General features: G+C 34.0%; 18 protein-coding genes. 9 read left to right on the top strand and 9 right to left on the bottom strand.

Annotation, left to right across the window (positions count from 1 at the left end; translation table 11 throughout):
- Positions 1 to 32: 32 nt before the first annotated feature.
- Entirely contained in the window at positions 33 to 650 is a 618-nt protein-coding gene (locus tag BM289_RS13255; RefSeq protein ID WP_091494292.1) for an outer membrane beta-barrel protein, read from the top strand.
- Between the two features lie 148 nt (positions 651 to 798).
- A complete protein-coding gene (locus BM289_RS13250) occupies positions 799 to 1,758 on the top strand; it encodes a helix-turn-helix transcriptional regulator (RefSeq protein ID WP_091494290.1) in 960 nt (319 codons plus the stop codon).
- A gap of 40 nt (positions 1,759 to 1,798) precedes the next feature.
- On the opposite strand, the gene BM289_RS13245 is transcribed toward BM289_RS13250, so the two are convergent.
- Together BM289_RS13245 and BM289_RS13240 are read right to left on the bottom strand one after the other, a co-directional pair.
- Positions 1,799 to 2,296, bottom strand: coding sequence for a DinB family protein (locus tag BM289_RS13245; protein ID WP_091494287.1), 498 nt, complete (start codon positions 2,294 to 2,296; stop codon positions 1,799 to 1,801).
- Between the two features lie 47 nt (positions 2,297 to 2,343).
- Entirely contained in the window at positions 2,344 to 2,823 is a 480-nt protein-coding gene (locus BM289_RS13240) for a DinB family protein (RefSeq protein WP_091494284.1), read from the bottom strand.
- A gap of 316 nt (positions 2,824 to 3,139) precedes the next feature.
- On the opposite strand from BM289_RS13240, the gene BM289_RS13235 reads away from it, so the two are divergent.
- Positions 3,140 to 7,195, top strand: coding sequence for a T9SS type B sorting domain-containing protein (locus tag BM289_RS13235; protein WP_091494281.1), 4,056 nt, complete (start codon positions 3,140 to 3,142; stop codon positions 7,193 to 7,195).
- Positions 7,196 to 7,764: 569 nt separating this feature from the next.
- On the top strand, positions 7,765 to 8,811 hold the full coding sequence (gene thiL / locus BM289_RS13225; RefSeq protein WP_091494276.1) for a thiamine-phosphate kinase: 1,047 nt from the start codon (positions 7,765 to 7,767) through the stop codon (positions 8,809 to 8,811).
- Positions 8,812 to 8,934: 123 nt separating this feature from the next.
- Here the strand turns inward: thiL and BM289_RS13220 are convergent, their stop codons facing one another.
- The 5 genes from BM289_RS13220 to BM289_RS13200 form a co-directional block, all read right to left on the bottom strand.
- The gene (locus BM289_RS13220) at positions 8,935 to 9,633 is read right to left on the bottom strand and encodes a response regulator (RefSeq protein ID WP_091494274.1); all 699 of its coding nucleotides are present in this window, start codon (positions 9,631 to 9,633) and stop codon (positions 8,935 to 8,937) included.
- Entirely contained in the window at positions 9,623 to 11,680 is a 2,058-nt protein-coding gene (locus tag BM289_RS13215; protein ID WP_317043574.1) for an ATP-binding protein, read from the bottom strand. Before BM289_RS13215 ends, BM289_RS13220 begins: the two co-directional genes overlap by 11 nt.
- A gap of 97 nt (positions 11,681 to 11,777) precedes the next feature.
- Positions 11,778 to 12,023, bottom strand: a complete 246-nt coding sequence (locus BM289_RS13210) for a hypothetical protein (RefSeq protein WP_091494268.1) — start codon at positions 12,021 to 12,023, stop codon at positions 11,778 to 11,780.
- Positions 12,024 to 12,200: 177 nt separating this feature from the next.
- Complete coding sequence (locus BM289_RS13205) at positions 12,201 to 13,019, bottom strand: LytR/AlgR family response regulator transcription factor (protein WP_091494266.1); 819 nt, start codon at positions 13,017 to 13,019, stop codon at positions 12,201 to 12,203.
- Positions 13,020 to 13,281: 262 nt separating this feature from the next.
- On the bottom strand, positions 13,282 to 14,823 hold the full coding sequence (locus BM289_RS13200) for a glycine--tRNA ligase (RefSeq protein WP_091494263.1): 1,542 nt from the start codon (positions 14,821 to 14,823) through the stop codon (positions 13,282 to 13,284).
- 98 nt (positions 14,824 to 14,921) lie between these two features.
- Between BM289_RS13200 and BM289_RS13195 the strand changes: the two genes are divergently transcribed.
- On the top strand, positions 14,922 to 15,605 hold the full coding sequence (locus BM289_RS13195; protein WP_244165371.1) for a ComF family protein: 684 nt from the start codon (positions 14,922 to 14,924) through the stop codon (positions 15,603 to 15,605).
- A 123-nt stretch (positions 15,606 to 15,728) separates the two neighbouring features.
- Here BM289_RS13195 and BM289_RS13190 read toward each other — a convergent pair whose 3' ends face one another.
- Complete coding sequence (locus tag BM289_RS13190; RefSeq protein ID WP_091494260.1) at positions 15,729 to 18,407, bottom strand: zinc-dependent metalloprotease; 2,679 nt, start codon at positions 18,405 to 18,407, stop codon at positions 15,729 to 15,731.
- 190 nt (positions 18,408 to 18,597) lie between these two features.
- Here BM289_RS13190 and BM289_RS13185 point away from each other — a divergent pair, with 190 nt between their 5' ends.
- From BM289_RS13185 to BM289_RS13170, 4 genes are all read left to right on the top strand, one after another.
- Complete coding sequence (locus tag BM289_RS13185; protein WP_091494258.1) at positions 18,598 to 19,527, top strand: bifunctional riboflavin kinase/FAD synthetase; 930 nt, start codon at positions 18,598 to 18,600, stop codon at positions 19,525 to 19,527.
- A 116-nt stretch (positions 19,528 to 19,643) separates the two neighbouring features.
- The gene (locus BM289_RS13180; protein ID WP_091494255.1) at positions 19,644 to 20,081 is read left to right on the top strand and encodes a hypothetical protein; all 438 of its coding nucleotides are present in this window, start codon (positions 19,644 to 19,646) and stop codon (positions 20,079 to 20,081) included.
- Positions 20,082 to 20,257: 176 nt separating this feature from the next.
- The gene (bioB, locus tag BM289_RS13175) at positions 20,258 to 21,346 is read left to right on the top strand and encodes a biotin synthase BioB (RefSeq protein WP_091494891.1); all 1,089 of its coding nucleotides are present in this window, start codon (positions 20,258 to 20,260) and stop codon (positions 21,344 to 21,346) included.
- Positions 21,347 to 21,426: 80 nt separating this feature from the next.
- Positions 21,427 to 22,293, top strand: coding sequence for a cupin-like domain-containing protein (locus tag BM289_RS13170; protein WP_091494253.1), 867 nt, complete (start codon positions 21,427 to 21,429; stop codon positions 22,291 to 22,293).
- A gap of 48 nt (positions 22,294 to 22,341) precedes the next feature.
- Here BM289_RS13170 and BM289_RS13165 read toward each other — a convergent pair.
- Positions 22,342 to 24,411 (bottom strand): T9SS sorting signal type C domain-containing protein (locus tag BM289_RS13165; RefSeq protein ID WP_091494250.1); only part of this gene is annotated, 2,070 nt, incomplete at its 5' end.

Genomic DNA, 24,411 nt, shown 5'->3' with positions numbered 1-24,411 from the left:
TTAATCTTACAATTTTTAAAACATGTAAAACTATGAAAACCAAATTTTCAATTATTTTAGCTCTTTTCACATTTTGTTTCGCAAACGCTCAGGAATACCAAGCGGAAGAGGAAATGAATTCTGCAAAAGGTGTGACTTTTCAACAAGGAGATATGTTTCTTGAAGGTTCTATTAAAATTAGTACTGGCGGTGAGGCCGACTATTATGGCTTTAGTCCAAAGTTTGGCTATCTACTAAACGATAAATTTGCAGTTGGTGCCAAACTAAACTATGCCAGCAATAAAGTAGAAACCACTCAGGTAAAAACAAATGTATTTGGAGTTGGCGCTTTTGCCCGTTACTATTTCTTGGAATTGGACAAAAAACGTTTTAAAACTTATGCTGAACTTGGTTTAGGCTACGGAAGAAACAAAACCGAAACACCTCTTGTTGGTAGCGATACCGACAACAGCTTAACTGCTGACATCAATGTTGGATTAAACTACTTTGTAACCAAAAATATTGCAGTAACTTTTGTGCTGGCAAATGTTTTGGCTTACAACAGCGTTTCTCCAGAAAATGGCCCATCTTCGGATACTTTTCAATTAAACATCAACTTATTTGAGAATATTTTTGATCAGCCCCAATTTGGAGTTTTGTATAGATTCTAGGTCTTTTTCGCAAATCATACAGTAAAGCTGTCTCAATTTGGGACAGCTTTTTTTATTTTCTTTAATACTTTCATTTGTATCTTTGAATCTTTGCATCAGCAAAAAAACTTAGAATCTCAGCAACTCAGAACCTTAGAATCTTAAAAAAATGCTCGACGAAACTCCAAAACGATTTGACCGGATTATCGCAATTTTAATCCAATTGCAATCTAAAAAGATTGTAAGAGCACAGGAATTGGCCGATCGTTTTGATTGTAGTTTGCGAACTATTTATAGAGATATAAGAACGTTAGAAGCATCTGGAGTTCCTATTTACAGTGAAGCTGGTGTGGGTTACGCTTTGATGGACGGTTATAGACTGCCTCCTGTTATGTTCACACGTGAAGAAGTAAGTAGTTTTATTGCAGCCGAAAAACTAATGCAAAAATTCACCGATCCTTCTTTGGGCACACACTATGCATCTGCCATGTTTAAATTAAAATCGGTTTTAAGAAGTACCGATAAAGATTATCTGTCCAATATCGAATCCAGAATTGTCATGCAAACTGCAGAACCGATGTTTAATGATAATTCGCCAAACACACTATCGGTTCTTTTTGAAGGTATTGCTGAGAAAAAACAGATTCTTTTGACGTATAAAACTTTTGAGAAAGACGAAACCACACAACGTAATCTGGAACCTATTGGAGTTTTTCACGATAATAATAACTGGTATTTTTTAGGATATTGTCATCTTCGAAAAGATTACCGTCAGTTTAGAACCGACCGAATTCAGGGAATTAAAAAAACCGACGTTAATTTTACAATTGAACACGATGATTTAGAAACTTATTTGACTAAAACAGAAACCTGTCCAACAACAAAAGTCCGCCTTTTAATTGACCGTAAAATAGCAAGATATTTAGCTAGCGAGAGAAAATATCATGGTTTTATTTCACAAAAAGAAGTTGATGATAAAATCGAAATGACCTTTATGTCCCGAGATATCAATAATGCTTTTCCGAGATGGTTTTTGATGTTTGGAGATTATGCTGAAATTCTGGAACCTGAAGTATTAAAAACAAACGTTCTAAAATTACTGGACATCAATAGGGAAAGGTTATCATAAAAAAAACTCCTGAGAACATTATCTTCAGGAGTTTTTTCGTTTATTTCTGTTTTATCACATTGTAAAAATTGTAGTCTGTATTTGAAGCATCAGTGATTCCGATATTTCTTCCTATGGTTACAATCTGTCCGCGGTGATATGTTCCGTGATTAATTACCTGAATCAGATAATCTGCAATTGGCAGTTCACATTCAAACCACGGATTTGTTATTTTAATTTCTGTGCTTAAATCTTCTTCAGACAATGAGTTGATGAAGTGTTTCAATTTTGCAGATGAATTGAGCAATCCTTCAAAAATCTCTTCTTTAGATAATTCGTTTTCTGCCTTCTTTTGAGAAACATCTTTTTGAGAAATTACAGAAAACCAATATTCTTCTGTAGACCAAATATGGTCTAGTGTTTTCATTATAGTTGAAAAACTCGAAGGAACTTCGGCATACAACAATTCATCTGACTTTGGCGAAAGCCAGTTCACAAATTGCTGATTTACCCATAAATTATAATCGGCATAATTGGACATTATTTTCTTTAAACTCATTGTCTTAATTTTAGATTTATACTATTAAGTTAGGAAAAAATCATCAATTATCTCTCCCAGAAAAATGGCGGTTCGATATTTAAAGCTCTTAAATACACATAAGCCTGTCCTCTGTGATGTACTTCGTTATCAATAAAATATAAGATATTCTGAATAATTGGGAATTCGTATTGTCCGAAAAGATTAAACGTTTCGCTGAAATCTTCAATAGACAATTGTTCCCAATACTTATTGATTTCTTCTGTAGCTTCGTCCCATTTTTCAAGATACTGTGCTTTAAAAATCAATTTTTCTCCTCCTTCTGAAAATGCTTCAGTTTGTTTTGTTACAATTCCTCTAAGTCCTGGAACTGCAATAGCTAAAAGTTCATCAACCAGTTTTGCAAAAGGACGCATTCCTCCTATTGAAAATTCGAAGAAATCTTTCTCTGGAAAAATCTCAATTAATCGACGTGTAAGAGCACGATGACCTTGCCAGTGTTTCAATAAATCTTCTTGTGTAATTACTTGTGCAGCTAATGTTTTCATGGTTTTAAAGTTTAAATATTTTTAATACTTCAAAAGTAGAATGGGTCGGTGACAACAGTTTGTCAGTAGGAAAAAATAATTTTTAAAATATTTTAGAATTCATTCTTTAATCATAACAAAAACTAACGCTTCTCTTTTCTATTTAAACAACTTAGGCTCTTTATTTACAAGCGGTTCTCTAATAATTTAACACAATTAAAATTCTCTTTCATTTTTGTTTAAACAAGGTTAAAAAATCATAAAATACTGATAATCATAATTTTAAAAATAAATAATTTCGTAATTTTAAATAACCCAACTAATAAAAATATGAATTATGAGAGCGACTCTACTTCTACTTTTATTATTTTGTTCGGCTATATCTTCATCACAAGGAATCATAGTCGATACTACAAGCTTGGGTATTCCTGAACTGATACGAGCAGAATTAATGCAGAATGGCTGTTCAAACGAAAGCAATTTTAAATTCTCCTCACATCAGGGAATCGGGAAATTTACCAGTACTAATCCAAACTTCCCCATTTCCAGCGGAATCATTATACGAAACGGAATGGCCAAATATACTGAAGGATCCTATACTGGTATCAATGAAAGCAGTAAATTAAATAATGCTACTGATCCTGATTTACAGCTAATCAGTGACAACAACGGACAAGTTGTACCGGTAACAGATGTCAGTTTTCTTCAGTTTGATTTTACGCCTTTATCTAGTAATTTTAGTTTTGATTTCCTTTTTGCCTCGAATGAATACGGTGAATTTCAGTGCGGTTTTAGCGACGTTTTTGCTTTTATTTTAACGGATTTAACAACAGGAATTTCTACAAATCTCGCCATAGTTCCTGGAACAACAACCCCAGTTTCGGTCAAAAATATTAGAGACCAGCAGTATAATTCGTCCTGTTTATCTGCCAATGCTAATTTATTTGACCGTTATAATGTTGCCAATCCAGCACAGTCAGCTATTAATATGAGAGGAGAAACCAAAGTTTTAACCGCTTCTTCAACCGTAATTTCAAACAGAACTTATCGCATAAAACTGGCTATTGGCGATTATAACGACAGCAATTACGATTCGGCAGTTTTTATAAAAGGAGGCAGTTTTATGACTACTATGGATTTAGGTCCTGACAGAATCCTTTGCCAAGGCGAAAAAATCACACTAAAATCTGATTTAGTGGGGAATTTCAGTTATGTATGGACATTAAACGGAACAGTAATTCCGAATGAAACCAGCAATTCTTTGACAGTTGATAAAGCTGGAACTTATGGAGTTACTGCAACACTTTCTGGTTGTGTGGTTAAGGATGAAGTTGTAATTACTGATTTAATTATTAAAACTCCTAAAAACTTAACTGCTTGTTATAGTACAACCGGCACTTATCAATATGATTTGACTCAGAACAATTTAACTGAATTAGGCATCGATCCAGCTAAATATTCTATTTATTATTTTGATTCTTTAGCCGCAGCTAATGCCAACCAACCTATTATTCCCGAAAGTCAATTAAAATCTTATGTAAGTTCAGGGAATCAAACCATATATATAAAAGTGGTGCCTATTTATGATAAAACCTTCTTTTGTGATAATTTAATTTCATTTAATTTATTGGTAACAGACCCAATCAATGTGATAAAACCGTCAGACTTAAATGCTTGTGATACTGTTTCCAAAAATGTAGCCATTGATTTAACTGTTCAGGAACCAATCATCTTAAACGGATTAAATTCTTCCCAATACAAAATCAGATATTATCAGAGCGAAACGGATGCAAATCAAGCCCGAAACAATATTGCAGACCCTAAAGTTTTCACTACGTCATTATCACAATCACCAAAAACGATCTGGGTTCGTATTGAAAATATTTCAAATTCGGTTTGTTATACGACCGTTAATTTCAATGTAATTATTAATCCGTTGCCAATTGTAGATAAAATTCCAAACGTAATTGCCTGCGACAGTTATACCCTGCCACCAATTACAAATGGCGAATACAACACTTCAATAAATGGAACGGGAACTAAACTAAATCCCGGAGATGTTATTACCAAAAGCGGGACTTACTACATTTACAAAGGCCCAACTACAAACAACTGTACCAATGAAAGCAGTTTTAATGTAACGCTGATTTACGAAATTGGTTTTAAAAAAGAAGCCTGTGGCCAATATGTTGTGCCACGAGTACCTGCGGGCGGTTTTTTCACGCAGTCTGGAGGACGCGGCGATGTTATTCCCGAAGGAACGGTTTTTACAGCAAGTCAGACTATTTATTATTATGCTGTAATTAATGGGGCTGTATGTCGAGATATTCCAGTTCCTTTTACCGTTTATCCACTGCCCGAAATAGACAAACCTGCGAATGTTGTTACTTGTGATTCCTATACTTTGCCTCCTTTAACAAACGGAAATTATTTTACAGCATCAGGCGGTTTGGGCAAAGCTTTGAAAGCGGGAGATAAAATAACTTCCAGTCAGACGATATTTGTTTTTGCAAATGACGGAAGATGTACCAATGAGCATTCTTTTAAAATTGATATTGTAAATTCTCCCATTTTTGTTCCAATCTCAAGATGTGGCAGTTTTACTTTGCCTGCAATTCCCATTGGCGGTTATTATGAAAGCCCCGGAGGGCAAGGCAAAAGTATTCCAGCCGGAACCGTGATTACCAGCTCACAAACTGTGTATTATTATGCGGCAACAACTACTTCCCCCAATTGCACCGAAAATCTTAAATATGTAATTACCATAAAACCGCTTCCTCCTGTAGATACTCCCGTCAATAGATTGGAATGTGCACGTTATGTTTTACCACCATTGGTAAACGGTAACTATTTTACAAAAACCAACGGTGGAGGAACACGATTAAAAGCAGGTGACATTATAACGGCAACACAAACTATTTATGTTTATTCAGTTGGTCCCGAATGTTCAAACGAACATAGTTTTACTGTTCAAATAAAACCTCTTCCTCCTGTTGACAGTTTCACAGACGTAGTAACCTGCAACGATTTTAAACTTCCCAAACTGAGAAACGGAAAATATTATACCGCTACGGGAGGTCCGCATGGTTTAGGAACACAGTTAACAGAAGGAACTGCCATAAACACCACGCAGACTATTTATATTTACAACGAATGGCCCGATTTTACTTCTTGCAGTAATGAAACCTTTTTTAAAGTGAATTATCTAGGAATAGATGTCGGTAATTTCAGTAACATAAATGTTTGCGACAGTTATACTTTGCCTCCGCTGACGTTGGGAAATTATTATAGTCAACCAAGCGGAAAAGGTCCAATTATTCCAGCAGGAACTATATTAAAAACCTCCCAGACCGTTTATGTTTATGCTGTTTCAGGTACACGTCTGACTTGTGTTAGCGAAAAAAGTTTTTCGGTCACTATTTCTCAGACTCCCGTGTTGACTAATACTCCAGATGTTGCCATTTGCGAAAGCTACACTTTACCTCCTTTAGCAGTTGGAAGTTATTACAGCGGTCCCAATGCAACTGGAACTTTATTTACAGCAGGCCAAAAAATAAATACCAGCCAAACATTATATATCTATGCTGCATCGCCTACAAATTCTAACTGTTTTGCTCAGGATGATTTTTACATTACTATCTATCCTTTAAAAAATTTCTCTGTACAAAACGGAATCATTTGTGTCGATTATCAAACTGGAGCATTATTAAATTCTGTGGTATTGAATTCCGGAATTAATTCACCAGATTATACTGTTGAATGGTATTTTAATAACAATAAAATGGGTACGGGACCAACATATACTGCAACTCAAGAAGGTATTTATACCGTTATCCCTATTAAAAACATACCTGATGTTGGTAATGACTGCGGTTATAACCCAGCCACTGTAACCGTCGAAAAATCAAGTCCAGCTATTGCAACCGTAACGATTTCGGATGAATTTGAGGATGATATAGACATTATCGTAAACCTAACAAATGGTTTTGGAATCTACGAATACCAGCTGGATGATGGCGATTTTCAAACCAGCAATATATTTAAGGATGTAGATTCAGGAGAACATGTTATTACAATAAGAGATATCAAAGCCAATTGTGACAATCTTATTTTATTTGCCAAAGTGCTCAAATATCCTAAATTTTTTACTCCTAGTAATGATGGTTACCACGATACCTGGAACATCCCAGATCTTGCTGATCAGCCTGATGCCGTCATCACTATTTACGATCGTTATGGTAAATTCATCAAAATGATTAAACCTTCTGGCGTAGGCTGGGACGGAAATTTCAATGGCAGTCCGCTTCCTTCTTCTGATTATTGGTTTCAGGTTACTTATACTCAAAATGGCGCGGTTCAAGAATTCAAAGATCATTTTAGTATGAAGCGATAATGATTTGCGCGCACTACAATCCTTCACTCGACCACAGGAACATTTTGTAAATACGATATTATTTTTTCTATATTTGGAATAAAGAAAAAGCTTTGGGTATAATCACAAATTTGTCTTTAAATCAACTGAATTTGAAAAATATTTTTACAAAACAAACTGCTAGTCACAAAAATATTTTAAAAACTTTGGTCTTTTATGCAGCCTATATTTTAATTTCATTTCTATTTTTTTTCGTTCTCCCTCATGGAATCTGTGCACCAGGTCCAAATGCAATATTAATTTTGTTCGCACCTTTTATTATCGGAATCCTCACAATTGCTAATTTGATAAAAACATTCTCAAATAGAGAACATTTAGGTTCACTATTAATTCATTGTTCAGTCTTAATTATTTTACTCTTTTTCATATTTTAGTCAAAGTTTCGTAAAGTTCATTTGGAGTAAAATCAAGACAATCTCAATAAAAAAATCAAATCTTTCTGCTTCAAACTAATAATCGAACTCTGTTTATAGTTATTCAATCCTCAACTTTGTACCTTTGCAGCTTACAAACTTTGGAACTCAGAAAAAATGATAGAAGATAAAAATCCGCAGCGAACCAGTATAGCGCAATTGGGCGAATTCGGTTTAATAGACCATTTAACCAAAAACTTTGATGTTACTCAGGAATCTACTTTAAAAAGTATAGGCGATGATGCTGCTGTTCTTGATTTTAAAGACAAAAAAGTAGTTGTTTCTACTGATTTATTGATAGAAGGAGTTCATTTCGATTTGGCTTATATGCCGTTAAAACATTTAGGATACAAAGCTGTTGTCGTAAATGTTTCTGACATCTGTGCTATGAATGCGAAACCAACCCAAATAACGGTTTCTGTAGCAGTTTCAAATCGTTTTCCTCTTGAAGCATTAGAAGAATTGTTTGATGGCATCGCACATGCTGCAAAAGAGTATAAAGTCGATGTAATTGGTGGCGACACTACATCATCTCAAAAAGGTTTAATTATCAGCATTACTGCTATTGGAGAAGCTGATGAGAAGGAATTGGTTTACAGAAATGGAGCTCAAAAAACAGATCTTTTGGTTGTAACCGGAGATTTGGGTGCGGCTTATATGGGATTACAGGTTTTAGAACGTGAGAAACAAGTTTTTCAGGTTAATCCAAACAATCAGCCAGATTTAGATCCTTATACTTATTTAGTAGAACGTCAGCTGAAACCAGAAGCAAGAAAAGATGTTAGAACTTTACTTCATGCTTTGGACATAAAACCAACAGCAATGATTGATATCTCAGACGGATTATCTTCTGAAATTATTCATATCTGCAAACAATCAAAAGTGGGTTGTAATTTATATGAAGACAAACTCCCTTTAGACCCGCAGTTCATTTCTACTTGTGAAGAGTTTAATATCGACAGCACAACTGTTGCCATTAACGGCGGAGAAGATTATGAACTTCTATTTACAATTGACATCAACGATTTTGACAAAATAAAAGGAAATCCAAATTTCTCTGTTATCGGTCACATGACAGAAGAAAATGAAGGAATCCATCTTGTAACTCGTGCCAACACCAAAATTGCTCTAAAAGCACGAGGATGGGATGCCTTGACAGAATAGATTTTTAAAAATTCCAATAAAAAAATTCCAAATTCCAATGCTTATAGCTACTGGAATTTGGAATTTCTTTTTTGGGATTTCTTTTTTTATTGGAATTTGGAATTTTCTAATTGGAATTTCTTTTTAAAAAAGCCCCTTACTTTTAGCTTCTCTCACTAAATCATCATCAGAGCCACTTCTTATTTTCAATAATTCTTTGAGGTGTTTTTTTCTTTTATCGATTGCATTCAAAGAGATAGGAATATTTATAAGCATATCGGTAATAGATGATCCTTTCGCCAGATTAATTAATATCTGTTTATCATATTGATCAATTTCAATAGCATTGTGAGTCGTTTGGTTCAGCATTTTTACAACTGACTGACTGTAGTATTTTTCATTTTTCATTACTTTATCAAAAGCCGAAAGCAGTTCGTCAAAAGTAAGATCATTTTTAATGATTAATCCATTAGGTTGGATACTTCTAATTATAGTTTTAATTTTTAGAAGTTCTGTATACATTGTCAATAAAATAATCTTGCAGGAAGGCATTTTTACGAGAAGTAGTTTTGCCAAATCTTCCCCCGAAAAAATCTCTTTTTCCTCATAAGGAGGCATACTGATATCCAAAAAAGCAATATCAAACTGTGGCGTGTTGTTGTTTTCTATTATATCATATCCTGATTTACAATCGTGTGCTTGCGCAATAAAAAATTCATATTGCTTTGGATTATAACGAGTTATTGCGTTTTTATATCCTTCAATAATAAATGGATGATCATCTACTATTAAAATATTCTTTTTAACTAGTTGCGAAACTGAATCTGTTAAATCAAATGTCATTATTATGCAGGTTATTATTTGGGTCTATAGGGATTTTTACAATTAGGACCGTTCCTTCTCCTTTGGCAGATTTTATAGTAACTGTACCATTACATTCTGTTGCTCTATATTCGATATTATGCAGACCAATTCCGTTTTTGGTTTTATTGGTATTAAACCCTATTCCATCATCTTCGATACTTAAGACCAAATTACCATTTTCATTCTTAAACTCTACTTTAATAATATCGGCCTTGGCATACTTATTACAATTTTGCAGTCCTTCCTGAAGAATTCGATATAAATTAATCTTAACAATATTACTAATTAATTCCCATTTCACATCAGGATCAAAAGAGGTAATTAGTTTTGAACTAAACGTATTTCTTTGATTATCAAATAGTTTATTCAGAATCAAAACAAAATTATTAATTAATTCCGATTTTTCCCTATTTAAATCATGAGAAATTTCACGAATATCTTGTTCTATATTCTTTAATTCTGCGAGATACTTCTTTCTTTTAGAAGCAGCTTCAGCTTCATCAACCTTATCCAGACTATCCAAACTAATTCTAATACCAAACATGCGCCCCAACACTCCATCGTGTAATTCCTGCGCGACCATTTTTTTTTCTTTTATTCTAGTAAGCTCAATTTCATTTTGTTGTGAAATCATCAAATTGTAAATATCTTCATTTGCAATCTGTTGTTGCTGTTTAAAAAGCAACTCACGGTTTTTGGCTTGTTGGGTTTTATAGACATAAAAAAACAACCCAAGCAATGTACAAATACTAAAGACATAAACCAAGGTTTTATTTTTTTCCTGAAGACTGGAATTTTGATCTTTTATTTCATTGGTTTCATATTCGATTCGAGAGAATTTTTCTCCCATTTTTCGTTCTGCTTTCAACATTTTATCATTGAGTTTGATATATTCTCTAGAATAAACAGATGCATTTTTTGGATCGACAACGGCCGTTTGTTTAAGTGCTTCTAGAGTATTTACAAATTTTGTAGTACTTCGCGAAAGGGTTAATGCTTGTTTTGATAACTCTAATGCCTTAGCTGTATCTTTATTAAAAGCAAAATATTCTGATAAATGAATTTTACATGAAACTACACCCGAAACTAAATCGAGACTATCTCTAATTCTTAAAGATTCGTAGAACAAATCTGGTAATTGTACAGAATCATTTAATTTAAATTTAGTATATCCTAAGTTATCCAGCAAAATTGCATACAAACTGGCTCTATCTCCAAAAAGATTTTTTTGTTTCAAAGCTCTTTCAAAAAAGATTTTCGCCTGTCTATAATTGCCCATATTCATGTATATGAAACCAATATTATTTAATGAAGCCGCTTTATACTGAAGTTCGGCTGGTATAGATTTATCCTGCAGAATATCCAATGCATTATTTTGAAATTCTAATGCTTTCTTATATTCTTCTCTTTCATTGTATAATACGCCTAATAAATTATAACTTTCATATAAAAGTTCATTTACATTTTTTTCTTTTTTTAAAATACTTAAAGTTTTAAAAACTGCTATTTCGCTTTCAAAAAAATCACCTTCATTGTATTGTAAATTAGCTTTGTTTAAAAATGTTTTTGCTAAGTTTAATTGGTCATTTATCTTCAAATAGGTCTTTTCAGCTTTATAATAATTCATGAAAGCACTATCCGAAATAGATTGAGATAAATAGTAATCGCCTAAATAAGTGTAGGCTTTTGCCATGTTTGTTGAATCCTTAGATTTTTCTGCTCTTTCCAAAATCAACTTTGTGGTGTTGAAATAAGCTTTCCAATCGCTCATATTATAATAACGATTGGCTACCTTGAAAAGATTTACCTTATTTAAAGAATCATCTTTTTGACTTAAAATTATATTAAGCGCTTTAAGATTATAATTCTGTTTGGATTGAAGCGAAATGTTATTCTCATTTGCAAGAGAAAGATAGACAGGAAGACTGTCTATAGAAGAAACTGTATCGTCATTTGGTCCTGTTTTCTGGGTACAGCCCATCAAAACTAAGAGGATAAGTAATACTATTTTGCTTATTTCTTTCAATTGTTCTTTTTGAATTTTACCAAAAGTAGTAAAAAACTTTAGACACAAAAAAAAGCTGTCAAATCTGACAGCTTTATTATTTTATTTCAATTGTAGATTAGTCTACTTTTTTATCATTTCCAACAGATTGATTAACGCTAGCAAAGTTTACATTTCTAGTTTTAGACAATTCAGTATTCATTGCAAAACGGTCTGGCTTCTTAAGAACTCCACCTGCAGCACCACCATCAATTGGAGGAACAGTATCTCTAAGTGCGAAGTTTGTTGGGATTTCTGGTGTTGCAAAAGAAGTTGCTACCATTACTAAAGAAAATAATCCGATTGTCAATGTTGCTTTTTTCATGACCTGAGGTTTTTAAATGTTTGTCTATTTTTTTGGAGAATGACTTGCTGTTTGTTGCGAATCATGGTGTAAAACTAATACCGAGTTCGAAAAAAATTTATACAAAAAATTGAGTTTATGGTAGATCATACCCAATTGATAGCCAATGGATAGCAAATTCGTGTAAACGTCTGGTTTTTAGATTTCTAAGTAATTTCCTGCAGCAAAATCAGAAATTATTTGATCCACATTTGTTTTGTAGGTTTTAGAAAAAGGAATCTTTTTTGAGGAATTTTTTATGTAACAGATTGAGTTTCCGCTATGAATTCGTGCAATGTAATTACGATTGATTACATAACTGTTGTGAATTCGGATAAAAGGATACGTCAAAACACTCTCAAAATGCTTTAACGTTTTAAATGCCGTAATCATTTCACCAGTATTCAAATAAATATCTGTCGAATTATTATCGGCTTGAAAGTAACAAATGTCGGCTGCGTTTAAATATCGATAATCACCATATGATTTGATGCAGATTGTTAAAGGTTTTTCGACATTTTGAGGAATTGTAACGTTGTTTACATTATCGATTACGATAGAAGTTGGTTCCTCTATAAATTGTGGTGTTTTGCTGTCTAAATTGGCTTTTTTAAGTCTTAAAACCGATTTTAGAAAATCAACATGGGCAACAGGTTTTAATATATAATCAAAGACACCGTATTGAATGGCATCAAAGGCTTTGTCTTTTTTATTGGTCGTAATAATAATTTTCGGAATTTCCTGAAAGAAACGGTGCAATTCACTGATAAAAGCGAGAGACAATTCACTAGCTTTATTTTTAGGATCGATTTCTAGAAAAACCAAGGATGGTTTATGCTCTAAAACCAAATTTAAACCCTCTTGAAAATTTGATGCCGAAGCCGTAAAAGATAATTCTGAAAAACCTGCCGCGGTTGTTTTGGTCTTCAAAATACTTTCAGCATCATCATCAACTATAATATACGAATACTTTTTCAATTTTTGGTTTTGTTGCTTTTCTCACTTCACAATCAAAATAATCTAATTTGATTCTATGCGAAAAAAAATAGTTTCTCGGCATTTTTCCGCATTTAAAAATACGGATTTTAGATTTTTAAACATTTCATTGTTAACACATTACATTAAAATGTTGATACATAAAGATGAAATGCAAAAAACATCGATAAAATACGTCTTTTTAAAAATCAAAAATCCCAAACTCCTTTACGGAATTTGGGATCTATACTATAGTATGTAAAGATTACATTTTCATCAACCAGTTTTTCATCGAAACTTCGTTTTCGATAATCCCTCTTAATTCAGCAATTTTTACACGGTCTTGTTTCATTGTATCTCTATGACGAATGGTTACCGTTTCATCTTCTAAAGTCTGATGATCAACTGTAATACAGAAAGGCGTTCCTAAAGCATCTTGTCTTCTGTAACGACGTCCTACAGCATCTTTTTCATCATACGCCACATTGAAATCCCATTTCAAATCTTCAATGATTTTTCTTGACACTTCTGGTAAGCCGTCTTTTTTAACTAATGGTAAAACTGCTGCTTTAGTTGGAGCTAAAACTGCCGGCAACTGTAAAACTGTTCTTGTAGAACCGTCTTCTAATGTTTCTTCTTTTAATGAAGTAGCAAAAACTGCCAAGAACATACGATCTAAACCTACTGAAGTTTCTACTACGTAAGGAACATAGTTTTCATTTAATTCAGGGTCAAAGTATTGTAATTTTCTTCCTGAATATTCTTCGTGTGCTTTTAAGTCAAAATCAGTACGAGAGTGAATTCCTTCCAATTCTTTGAATCCGAATGGGAAATTGAATTCGATATCTGCTGCCGCGTTTGCGTAGTGCGCTAATTTTTCGTGATCGTGGTAACGGTAATTTTCTTTACCTAAACCTAAAGACAAATGCCATTTTAAACGCGTTTCTTTCCAGTGCTCGTACCATTTCATTTCTTCTCCTGGACGAACAAAAAATTGCATTTCCATTTGTTCGAATTCACGCATACGGAAAATGAATTGTCTTGCAACGATTTCATTTCTGAAGGCTTTACCCGTTTGAGCAATTCCAAAAGGAACTTTCATACGACCCGATTTCTGAACATTTAAAAAGTTTACAAAAATACCTTGAGCCGTTTCTGGACGTAAATATAAATCCATTGCGTTTTCTGCAGAAGCACCCAATTTAGTTCCAAACATTAAGTTGAACTGCTTAACATCTGTCCAGTTTTTAGAACCCGTTTCAGGATCAGCAATTTCTAATTCTTCAATCAAAGCTTTTACATCGTCTAGATCTCCAGCTCCTAAAGAACGTCCTAAGCGTTCTCTAATTTCTTTTTCTTTAGCCAAATATTCAATAACTCGAGCGTTGGTTGTAATAAACTCTTGTTCGTTGAATGCATCTCCAAAACGAGCTTTTGCTTTGTCAATTTCTTTTTGTGCTTTTTGGTGAATTTTTTCAGCATAATCTTCCACCAAAACGTCCGCTCTATATCTCTTTTTAGAATCTTTATTATCAATTAATGGATCGTTGAAAGCATCAACGTGTCCAGAAGCTTTCCAAGTTGTTGGATGCATCAATATCGCAGCATCAAGGCCGACAATATTTTCATTCATCTGAACCATTGATTTCCACCAATATTCACGGATATTCTTTTTTAATTCGACACCGTTTTGTGCATAATCATATACTGCACTTAAACCGTCGTAAACTTCGCTTGACGGAAAAATAAATCCGTACTCTTTTGCGTGCGAAACCACATTCTTAAATATATCTTCTTGTTTTGCCATAGTGATGCAAAAATATAAAAAGTACCTTTAAAAAAAAGAAAAATAATAAAGATTGAACCATTGATTTTGTTATTTTCGTAAATAAAATCTTTCTTTTTGTGATTAATTACCTAATAAACTTGTTTTTTCCAAAAGTCTGCGACGGATGCCGTGCTCTTTTACTGCAGAATGAAACGGTTTTCTGTACACATTGCCGCCATGAAATGCCTCTCACTCAATATCATTTGAATCCCAAAAATGAGGCAATCAAAAAGTTTTACGGCAAAGTTGATATTCAATTTGCAGCAGCATTTTTATATTTCAATAAAAAAGGAATGGTTCAAGAACTCATTCATAACCTAAAATACAAAGGCCATCAGGAAATTGGAACTGTTTTGGGAAACTGGTATGTTGAAGATTTAAAAGAAGTCTCTTTCGAAATTCCTTTTGATGCTGTAATTCCTGTTCCGCTTCATAAAAAAAAGTTTAAAGAACGAGGTTATAATCAGGTGGATACTTTTGGAAAAGCAATTGCTTCGGGTTTTCAAATCCCTTTTAACGAAAATATTCTGTTCAGAAAAGTATATTCTAAAACACAATCCAAGAAAAACCTTTTAGGACGTTCTGAAAATATCGAAAATATCTTTGATGCAGTTTTGACAGAAGAAAATCAAAACAAACATTTTCTAATTGTAGATGATGTACTTACCACAGGAGCAACACTCGAAGCCTGTTCCAGAGCACTTTTAAAAATTCCTGGAGCAAAAATTAGTATTGTTTGTATGGCGATGGCGCACTCTTGATGGGAAGTTCCAAATATTTTAAATTTTAAATTCCAATAAAAAAGAAATCCTAAAAAGAAAATTCCAAATTCCAATAGTTATGAGCATTGGAATTTGGAATTTTCTTTTTGGAATTTAAGAATCTTAATACACTATAATTTTCTTTATTGTTCTTCTGTCTCCGTCGGTAACAGTTACAAAATAAAGTCCAGCGGGCACATTTGGCAACTGGATATCCTGAATAAAATATCCTGAACCTTGAAAAGTATTGTCATACACATATTTCCCTAAAATATCGTGAACATAAACTTTTACTTCTCGTACTGAATCTCTACTAAACTGAACCGTAAAACGTCCTCGATTAGGGTTTGGATATAAGGCAAAATCAATATTCTCAAAATCAGAATCTCCCAGCGTATAAACTTTATTACAAATATTAACCGATACTGAATTTATAGTTCCAAAAGCTCCTGTTTGTGTATCTCGAACACCAAAAGTCCAAGTTCCCTGAGAATTTTCGTTATTAAAAGCAGTTAAAGCACTTGCTGGAATTACAATTTGGCTTGACGTTGTGCCACAATTTAAATTAGTGCCACTGTCATCAAATTGAAGCGCTAAAGTTGAAGCTGTAGTACCACAGCTCTTATTAAATAAAGTTACAACTGTTCCGTTTGGGCTAACAATCTGCATTTCAAGGTCTGAAAACCTATCGTGTGTAACATTTACCGAAACATTCACATCAGAAATTGTTCCTGCTGAAGCTGGCACACTGACTGTTTTATTAATAAAAGTCTGGCTGTTACCCGTTGAATAATTTCCATCAAAATTATAAGTCGCACAAGTTGTCGAAACAGAATATCCAACTGCAAATGCTGAAGTATTAACTGCATAATAGATGTTGCCAACGGGTTCAATTAGAAGTCTGCAATTAGTAGATTCTGTAATTTCGGAAGGAACCAATATTGTTTCAGAACCATCATTTGGCGTATTAGAAGCTAAAGTAATTGGAAATGTCGCACCACCATCTGTAGATAATTTTATATTAACATTGGATGAGCCTTGAAGCGTATTTGTATTGTTAACACTCCAAGTTATGGTTTGTGCCGATCCCTTTGCCCAAGCTACGTTTCCTGTATTTTGAGAAGTAACTGCAAAAGGCCCTGCTGATGCACTAACCGTAACGACCATAGCATCTGTGCTGGTTTGAGCCGTTCCTGGCTGAGTGGCATTATCTCTTCCTGTCAAAGTAAAATTCATTGTTTTTGCTATAGAAGAAACCGATTCCCAAGTTGTCGTCAAAGCATTATTCAAAACCGAACTAAAAGCGGGCATATAACGAACAGGCGAAGTTGTAGGAGGCAAAGATCTAAACATAGGTCCATTTGGTTTTGTTGGGTATGTTTTACTATTTTCTCCAGAGGTATTAGTTGCATTATCATATTGCTCCCATGTATATGTTATAGTACTTCCTTCTGGATCAGAGCCTGTTCCTTTTAAAACAAATGGTGTACTAATTGGAATTGTATAATCCGGTCCTGCGTCTATTATTGGCGGATTATTAGTTATTGGTGTAGAAACAGGACAAGATTTTGTTGCCAAATTATTCTGAATCTGATTAATGCTCGCATACGAAAAATAATCATCGGAGTTATTTTGAACATCAAAATTTGTGATACCTGCATATCCCATAATGGTGGAACCGCTACCAGGTTCATAACTTGTTCCCAATCCTTCAAGAGCATACGAGAAAGTATGAGAGGCTCCTAATTGATGTCCCATTTCGTGAGCGACAAAGTCAATATCAAAAGTATCTCCTTCAGGTCTTCTATCTTTTGGAGAAGTAAATGCACTTCCTTTTCCATAAGGTTCACTAGATGTTGGATCTACGCATACGCATCCAATACAATGCGCATTACCGCCTCCACCCGAAGCACCAAACAAATGTCCAATATCGTAGTTTGCATTCCCAATCACATTGGTCAAAGTAGTTTGAACTTCCTGTCCCCAAGTTCCTCCATCTTTTGCTCCATCGGCTGCAATAGAATAAGGGTCTGTAGAGGCATTTGTATAAACTACAGCATCATTATTGGCGATTAAAACTAGCTGTACTGAAAGGTCTCTATCAAAAATTCCGTTTACTCTCGTTAAAGTAGCATTCATTCCCGTCAAAGCTCCTGCTTTTGTTCCTCCAAAATAGGCTGCATATTCTCCTGTGCATGACAAAGCTAAACGAAACGTTTTAAACTGCTTAGCATTTGAAGCTGTCTTTCCAGTCGTTGAAAATTTATTCTGAGAAATTGAACCGATTGTTTTACATTCTAACCGAATCTGCGAATCTGCGTTGTCTGTTGATCTAAACAAAACATATTCTGATTTATTATCTGGATTTTGCTCAATGTATTCTGTCGGTTTATCTCCGCGAAAAACCATTGTCTGAATTCCAATAGGTGCAACACTAAAATAAATTACAGCGCTTTTGTCATCCAACCCTCTTCCTTTATAAGCTCTAATTTCGGGATATTTAGCCTGTAGTTCTGGATCAAAATTCGAAAATTCCCAAACTGCAAAACGCTCAAAAGTTCCATTAATATTAGGAATTGTAATCTCCGTTTCAGTGGCAGAAGCGAATTTACTAGTTGTAGACGTCAATTTAGCGCTAAGCAAATCTGCATTTAACTTAAAGTACAATTTGCCAGAATCTGAACTATTTGCTTTTTGTGAAAGTGATGATGATGAAGTTATTTTCTGCCATAAAATATCATTTTGAGCATTTACTGCCACACCACAGAAAATAAGAAATATACAAAGTAATTGTTTTTTCATACCCTAAAATTATTACATCAAAATTACTTCAATTAATTTAGATTGTGCAATATATAAGATAATTAATGTTTTTTAATCGACGAGTCGGCATATTTTCACAAAAAGAAATAAACTTAGCTAATAATTCAATTTCTCAGTATTAAATTTAAAACAGAATAGTATAAATTTGCAGCATCTTAAATAATTTGTTTTGAAGCTCTTTCATTCTATAAACGATTTTCAGTCAACCAAGAAAACAATTTTAACTCTTGGTACCTTTGACGGCGTGCATATTGGTCATAAAAAAATTCTAGAAAGAATTACACAGAATACTGAAAACGGGAAATACGAAAGTTTGGTTCTTACCTTTTTTCCGCATCCAAGAATGGTTCTTCAAGAGAAATCAGAGATTAGACTGCTCAATACCATTAGCGAAAAAATAGAACTGCTTGAAGCAACTGGCATTGAAAATTTAATCGTTCATCCTTTTAACGAAAGTTTTTCACGATTAACTGCAGAAGAATTTGTTCATACCATTTTGGTCGACAAATTCCAGATTCAGAAAATAATCATTGGACATGATCATCGTTTTGGACGCAACCGAACTGCGAATATTGATGACTTAATTGCTTTCGGCACAGCATACGGATTTGAAGTAGAACAAATTTCTGCCGAAGAAATCCAAGACGTTTCAGTAAGTTCAACCAAAATCAGAAAAGCTTTAAACGAAGGCAATATGGCTTTGGCCAATGAATATTTAGGATACGATTATTTCCTGAACGGAGCGGTTGTAAAAGGAAAACAATTAGGAAGAACAATAGGTTTTCCAACAGCAAACATCCATATCGAAGAAGATTATAAACTAATTCCGAAAATTGGTGTGTATGTCGTAAAAGCTATTGTGAATAACGAAGTGGTTTATGGTATGATGAATATTGGTTTTAATCCAACCGTTAATGGAGATAGACAAACCATTGAAGTACATCTTTTTGACTTTGACAAGGATATTTATGGTCAAAACATCAGAGTTTCTTTACTTCGTTATATTCGTGAAGAGCAGAAATTTGGTTCTGTTGATGCCTTAAAGGCACAGCTTCAGCAAGATCAAAACGAAGCTTTGGCCTTTATAAATCTTCTTTAAAAAAATAGACCGCATAGTTTTTACGGTTTTTAAATCATCGTAGTTATTTTTTTAGTAAATTTGATAGAACACTGTTTTTCAAATATTTACTATTAACTTCTTTAAAAGTAACCACTATGAAACTACCTAAAGAAATTACCAACGGTTTTTTGATTTTTCTCGGAATAGGCATTTACTTTTTACTAATGAATGTTTTGGGTTTAGCAGATTTGTTTTATCTAAGAACACTTAATGTATTCTTTATATTTTACGGTGTTAACAGGACAATGCAGATGAACCTTCATGAGGGAGAAACCAATTTTGTATCAAATGCTGTTTCTGCAATGGCTACTTCTGTTGTCGGAGTATCGCTAAGCGTATTTGGATTACTAGTCTACAGCTATGCTCGAGGTGGAGACGCTTATGTAAGAACTTTATCTGAAACATTTATGTTCGGAGGAGATCCATCTGTACCAACTTATTGCATTTGTTTATTGTTTGAAGGAATCGCTTCATCTGTAATCGTGACTTTAATGATGATGTTGTATTGGAATAACAAATATGCAGCTGATTAAATAATCAGAATAAAAACGACTTTTTAAACACTCAATAATCATAGAATTAAGAAATTTTATGATTATTGAGTGTTTCTTTTTTGAAAAAAACATACAAATATCGATTTCTGAAAGCTCACGGTGTGTGGTATCATAATTTACTTACTTTTAATACTCCAACAAAAAACAAATTATTCATGAGTATTAAAAAACACAACTGGACAAAAGATGAAATCATATCCATCTACAACAAACCTTTGATGGATTTGCTTTATGAAGCGGCAACAATTCACAGAGAACAGCACGACCCCAATGTTGTTCAGGTATCTACTTTACTTTCTATAAAAACGGGCGGTTGTCCAGAAGACTGTGGTTATTGTCCACAAGCTGCTAGATACAATACAGGAGTTGAAGGAAACGATTTAATGACTGTCAGCCAAGTGAAAGCACAGGCATTAAGAGCAAAATCAAACGGATCTTCACGTGTTTGCATGGGAGCTGCCTGGAGAAATGTAAAAGATGGTGACGAATTTGATCAGGTTTTAGAAATGGTCCGCACCATCAATAAACTCGATATGGAAGTTTGCTGTACTTTAGGAATGTTAACCGAAAATCAGGCAAAACGTCTTGCAGAAGCTGGTCTTTATGCTTATAATCATAACCTAGATACTTCTGAAGAATATTATAAAGATATCATTTCAACACGTGGTTTTGAAGATCGTCTACAGACTATCGAAAATGTTCGTAAAACCAATGTTACCGTTTGCAGCGGTGGTATTATTGGAATGGGAGAAAGTATTGAAGACCGAGCTGGAATGCTTGTAGCACTTTCTACTTTAAATCCGCAACCGGAATCTGTTCCCATAAACGCTTTAGTTGCTGTTGAAGGAACGCCAATGGAAGAAGAACAACCGGTTGAAATTTGGGAGATGATTCGAATGGTGGCTACCACAAGAATTGTAATGCCCGAAACACAAGTTCGATTATCAGCAGGAAGAACCAATATGTCACGCGAAGGCCAAGCTATGTGTTTTTTCGCTGGAGCAAATTCAATATTTGCTGGAGATAAATTACTTACTACACCAAATCCAGATGTAAATGAAGACATGAAAATGTTCGAGACTCTAGGAATGGTTGCTCAAAAACCTTTTATAAAAATAATGCAACCCAAAACGGTTGAAGCTGCAGATTCTCAATTTAATGATTTAGGTGAAAAACCGAAATGGTCAAGACCAAAACATACAATTGAAAGAAATATTGAGGCATCGATTAAATCAAAAATTTAGTCAAAAGAGTTCACAAATCTCATTAAATATTACTAAATTGCTTGTAGCTGAGAATTATAAGCAATTTTTTTTATTAGAAAATGAAATTAAAACAAATAGAAAGGGTTAAAAAAATCTCCAAAGAAGATTTTATTTCCCAATATGTAAAAAAACAAATTCCCGTTGTAGTTGAAGAACTGACCGAAGACTGGCCAGCGTATCAAAAATGGAAATTATCCTATATTAATACCATTGCAGGCGACATTACTGTTCCTTTGTATGATGATCGTCCAGTAAACCACGAAGAAGGATTCAATCAAGCTCATTTGAAAATGAAAATGAGTGATTATATTAATCTTTTAGAATCGAAACCTACCAATTACCGCATTTTTCTTTATAATCTAATGAAAGATGTTCCAACCTTAAAAGATGACTTCTTATGGCCGGATATTGGTTTGAAATTGGTCAAACAATTACCAATGCTCTTTTTTGGAGGCGAAAATGCAAGAGTATTTATGCATTATGACATTGACTATTCTAATATACTGCATTTTCATTTTCATGGAGAAAAACAATGTATGATTTTTGCTCCAGACCAATCCAAATATATGTATAAAGTCCCTCACGCTTTAATTTCGAGAGAAGACATTGATTTTGACAATCCCGATTACGAAAAATTTCCAGCACTCAAAAATGCAGAAGGTTTTATCACCAATTTAAAACATGGCGAAATGTTGTACATGCCCGAAGGATATTGGCACTATATGAAATATTTAACTCCAGGATTTTCAATGAGCCTGCGTGCATTTCCAAGGAATATTGCCAATTTATCAAAAGCCGCTTACAATGTTTTTATCATGCGCCATTTTGATATTATGATGCGAAAATTAAAAGGCCAAAAATGGATTGATTACAAAAATGAAAAAGCAATCACCAATACACATGAAAATTTAAGACGTTCAGCATAACACTAAAAAAGTCGGTTGAGTTTTAAATTTCTCAACCGACTTTTTTAGCTATTGGTAGATTACTTTTTTAGTTATAGTTTGACCATTCTCTAATGTTATCTTAACCAGCAAAACCTGTGGTCCAGAGCGTAGATTGTTAATAAGCCATTCTTTATTATCAATTCCTTTTTTATTATATAATAATTTACCTCCAACATCATAAACCGAAGTTTCCTCTAAATTTACAATTTCTGAAAAAGATTGCAATTTGATGTTTTTGTCTTTTACTGAAACAGAAATAATATTATCAAGACTAGTAAAATCTTCCTTCCCTAAAGTAACATTTGGATCCATATATCGGAGTACAAAACGGTTATTAAAAACTCCAATTGCCGTTGTAAAAGTGTAGTTTCCAGTCGTAAGATTATGTACTTTCTTAGTTACATTATCCTGAAGATAAATTGCTTGAGTATTTAAGCTTCCATCAGCATGATCAATGGCTATTGTAAATTCGCCCTCTAAAGCAGATCTATATCCCAACGGAATTGTATCTGAAACTGTAAAAGGGAGCGCTCTTCCTTGAATTACAAGTTTTCTATTTTCATTTATACTATAAAAATCAAGATATGGATGAGCATCTAGAGTCACTGCATCAAAACTGCTGTCCCAGGAATTAGTTGCTCCTGTTGCATATCCAATTAATAGTTGTTTAAAGGCTCCTCCTGTATTTGTTAAATTCAGCCATACCCTATGTCTTTCTATTGCAGTTGCTGAAGCCGATTTAAAAAATTGACTATTATTTCCAGGCACGCGCATCGAATTTGTAAAAATCACACTTTGATTTGTTTTTGACCTAACCAGAAATCCTTGACCAGCTGCAATATACCCGTCTGGCTTACTTTGACTACCTGCAGTTGGTGAAGGAGTTCCTTCCATATCACCAATAACAATAGTGCCTAATAAATTATAAATGGCATAATCATCATTATTATAAAAAAAACGATGATCTCCTGGAACAGTCTGAGCAGGAAGTGTAGAATGCGTCCAGAAATAAATTGTCCCATAAATGTTATCTCTATTATCATAGATAAACTGATCTGCATAAATTGCAGACGGATATGGATTTCCTACAAGATTGTATTTTCCAGCCACAGCTGGCGGTCCTAAAATATCTCCATTATTAGGTACCCCTGTAAGTTGGCTATTGAAAATACTAGCGGAATTTAAATCATTATATTGTGGTGCTCGAATACAATATCCTCTTCCCGGCGTCATTTCTTCAGTTCCATTATAGATTATAATCCAACCATTAACAGGATCAAACTTAAAAAACTTATCGAACAATGTAGATGGACTCAAATCATGCAGCGTAAATATAGGTGTACGCTTAATTGGAGATGACCAATGTGTAAAATCATAACGTCTTACAGGTTTAGAATCTCTTTTATAAATAATGTTTCCTGTATTTACCGCGTTAGTAGTCTGCAGTAAGCTTGAATTATTTTCGAAAGTTAATGTTCCTCCATTATTTGTAACTGCGTTAGTAATTGTCAAGGTATGGTTAGAATTCACAGTAACATTTACACCTGAATCTACCATACAGGAGCAACCACTAAGATTACCTGTTGTTGAATAATTCCCTGAAAATCGGATAGCATCTGTTGATACTGGTTCACTTCCTTTTGACCAAGCTGTCCCGTTCCATGTATTAGTAACTGGAGCTAAAATTTCTATATTTGCTGTAGGCAATGAAGGGCAACCGGAAGGTTCCTGAATTGTAAAATTATAATTTCCTGGGCTCAAATTTGAAATCGTATAAGTTGTTCCTGATGATGTATAAGTTTGAGAAACCGTTCCATATTCAGTAATTACCCAACTGGGAGTTGAAAGCAGACTATTTAAAACTATACTTCCTGTTGGAGTTACACAAGATGGCTGTATAACTGTTCCAATTACAGGTGTAGCGGGCAATGGATTAACCGTTATAACTGCCGAACCGCCCGTAAAACCGGAACTTCTGGTACAGTTCGCATCGGTAACAGAAACCAATGTGTATGTAGTCGATGCGGTAACGGGAGTAGTAAAAGGCGTAAAAGCCGTTCCGCTCACAACTCCTGTTGCGGTCCTGCTTGTTCCTCC

Origin of the sequence: Flavobacterium phragmitis (genome assembly GCF_900112575.1) — a bacterium.
Classification (GTDB): Bacteria; Bacteroidota; Bacteroidia; order Flavobacteriales; family Flavobacteriaceae; genus Flavobacterium; species Flavobacterium phragmitis.
This window is presented reverse-complemented; position numbering and strand designations above follow the sequence as displayed.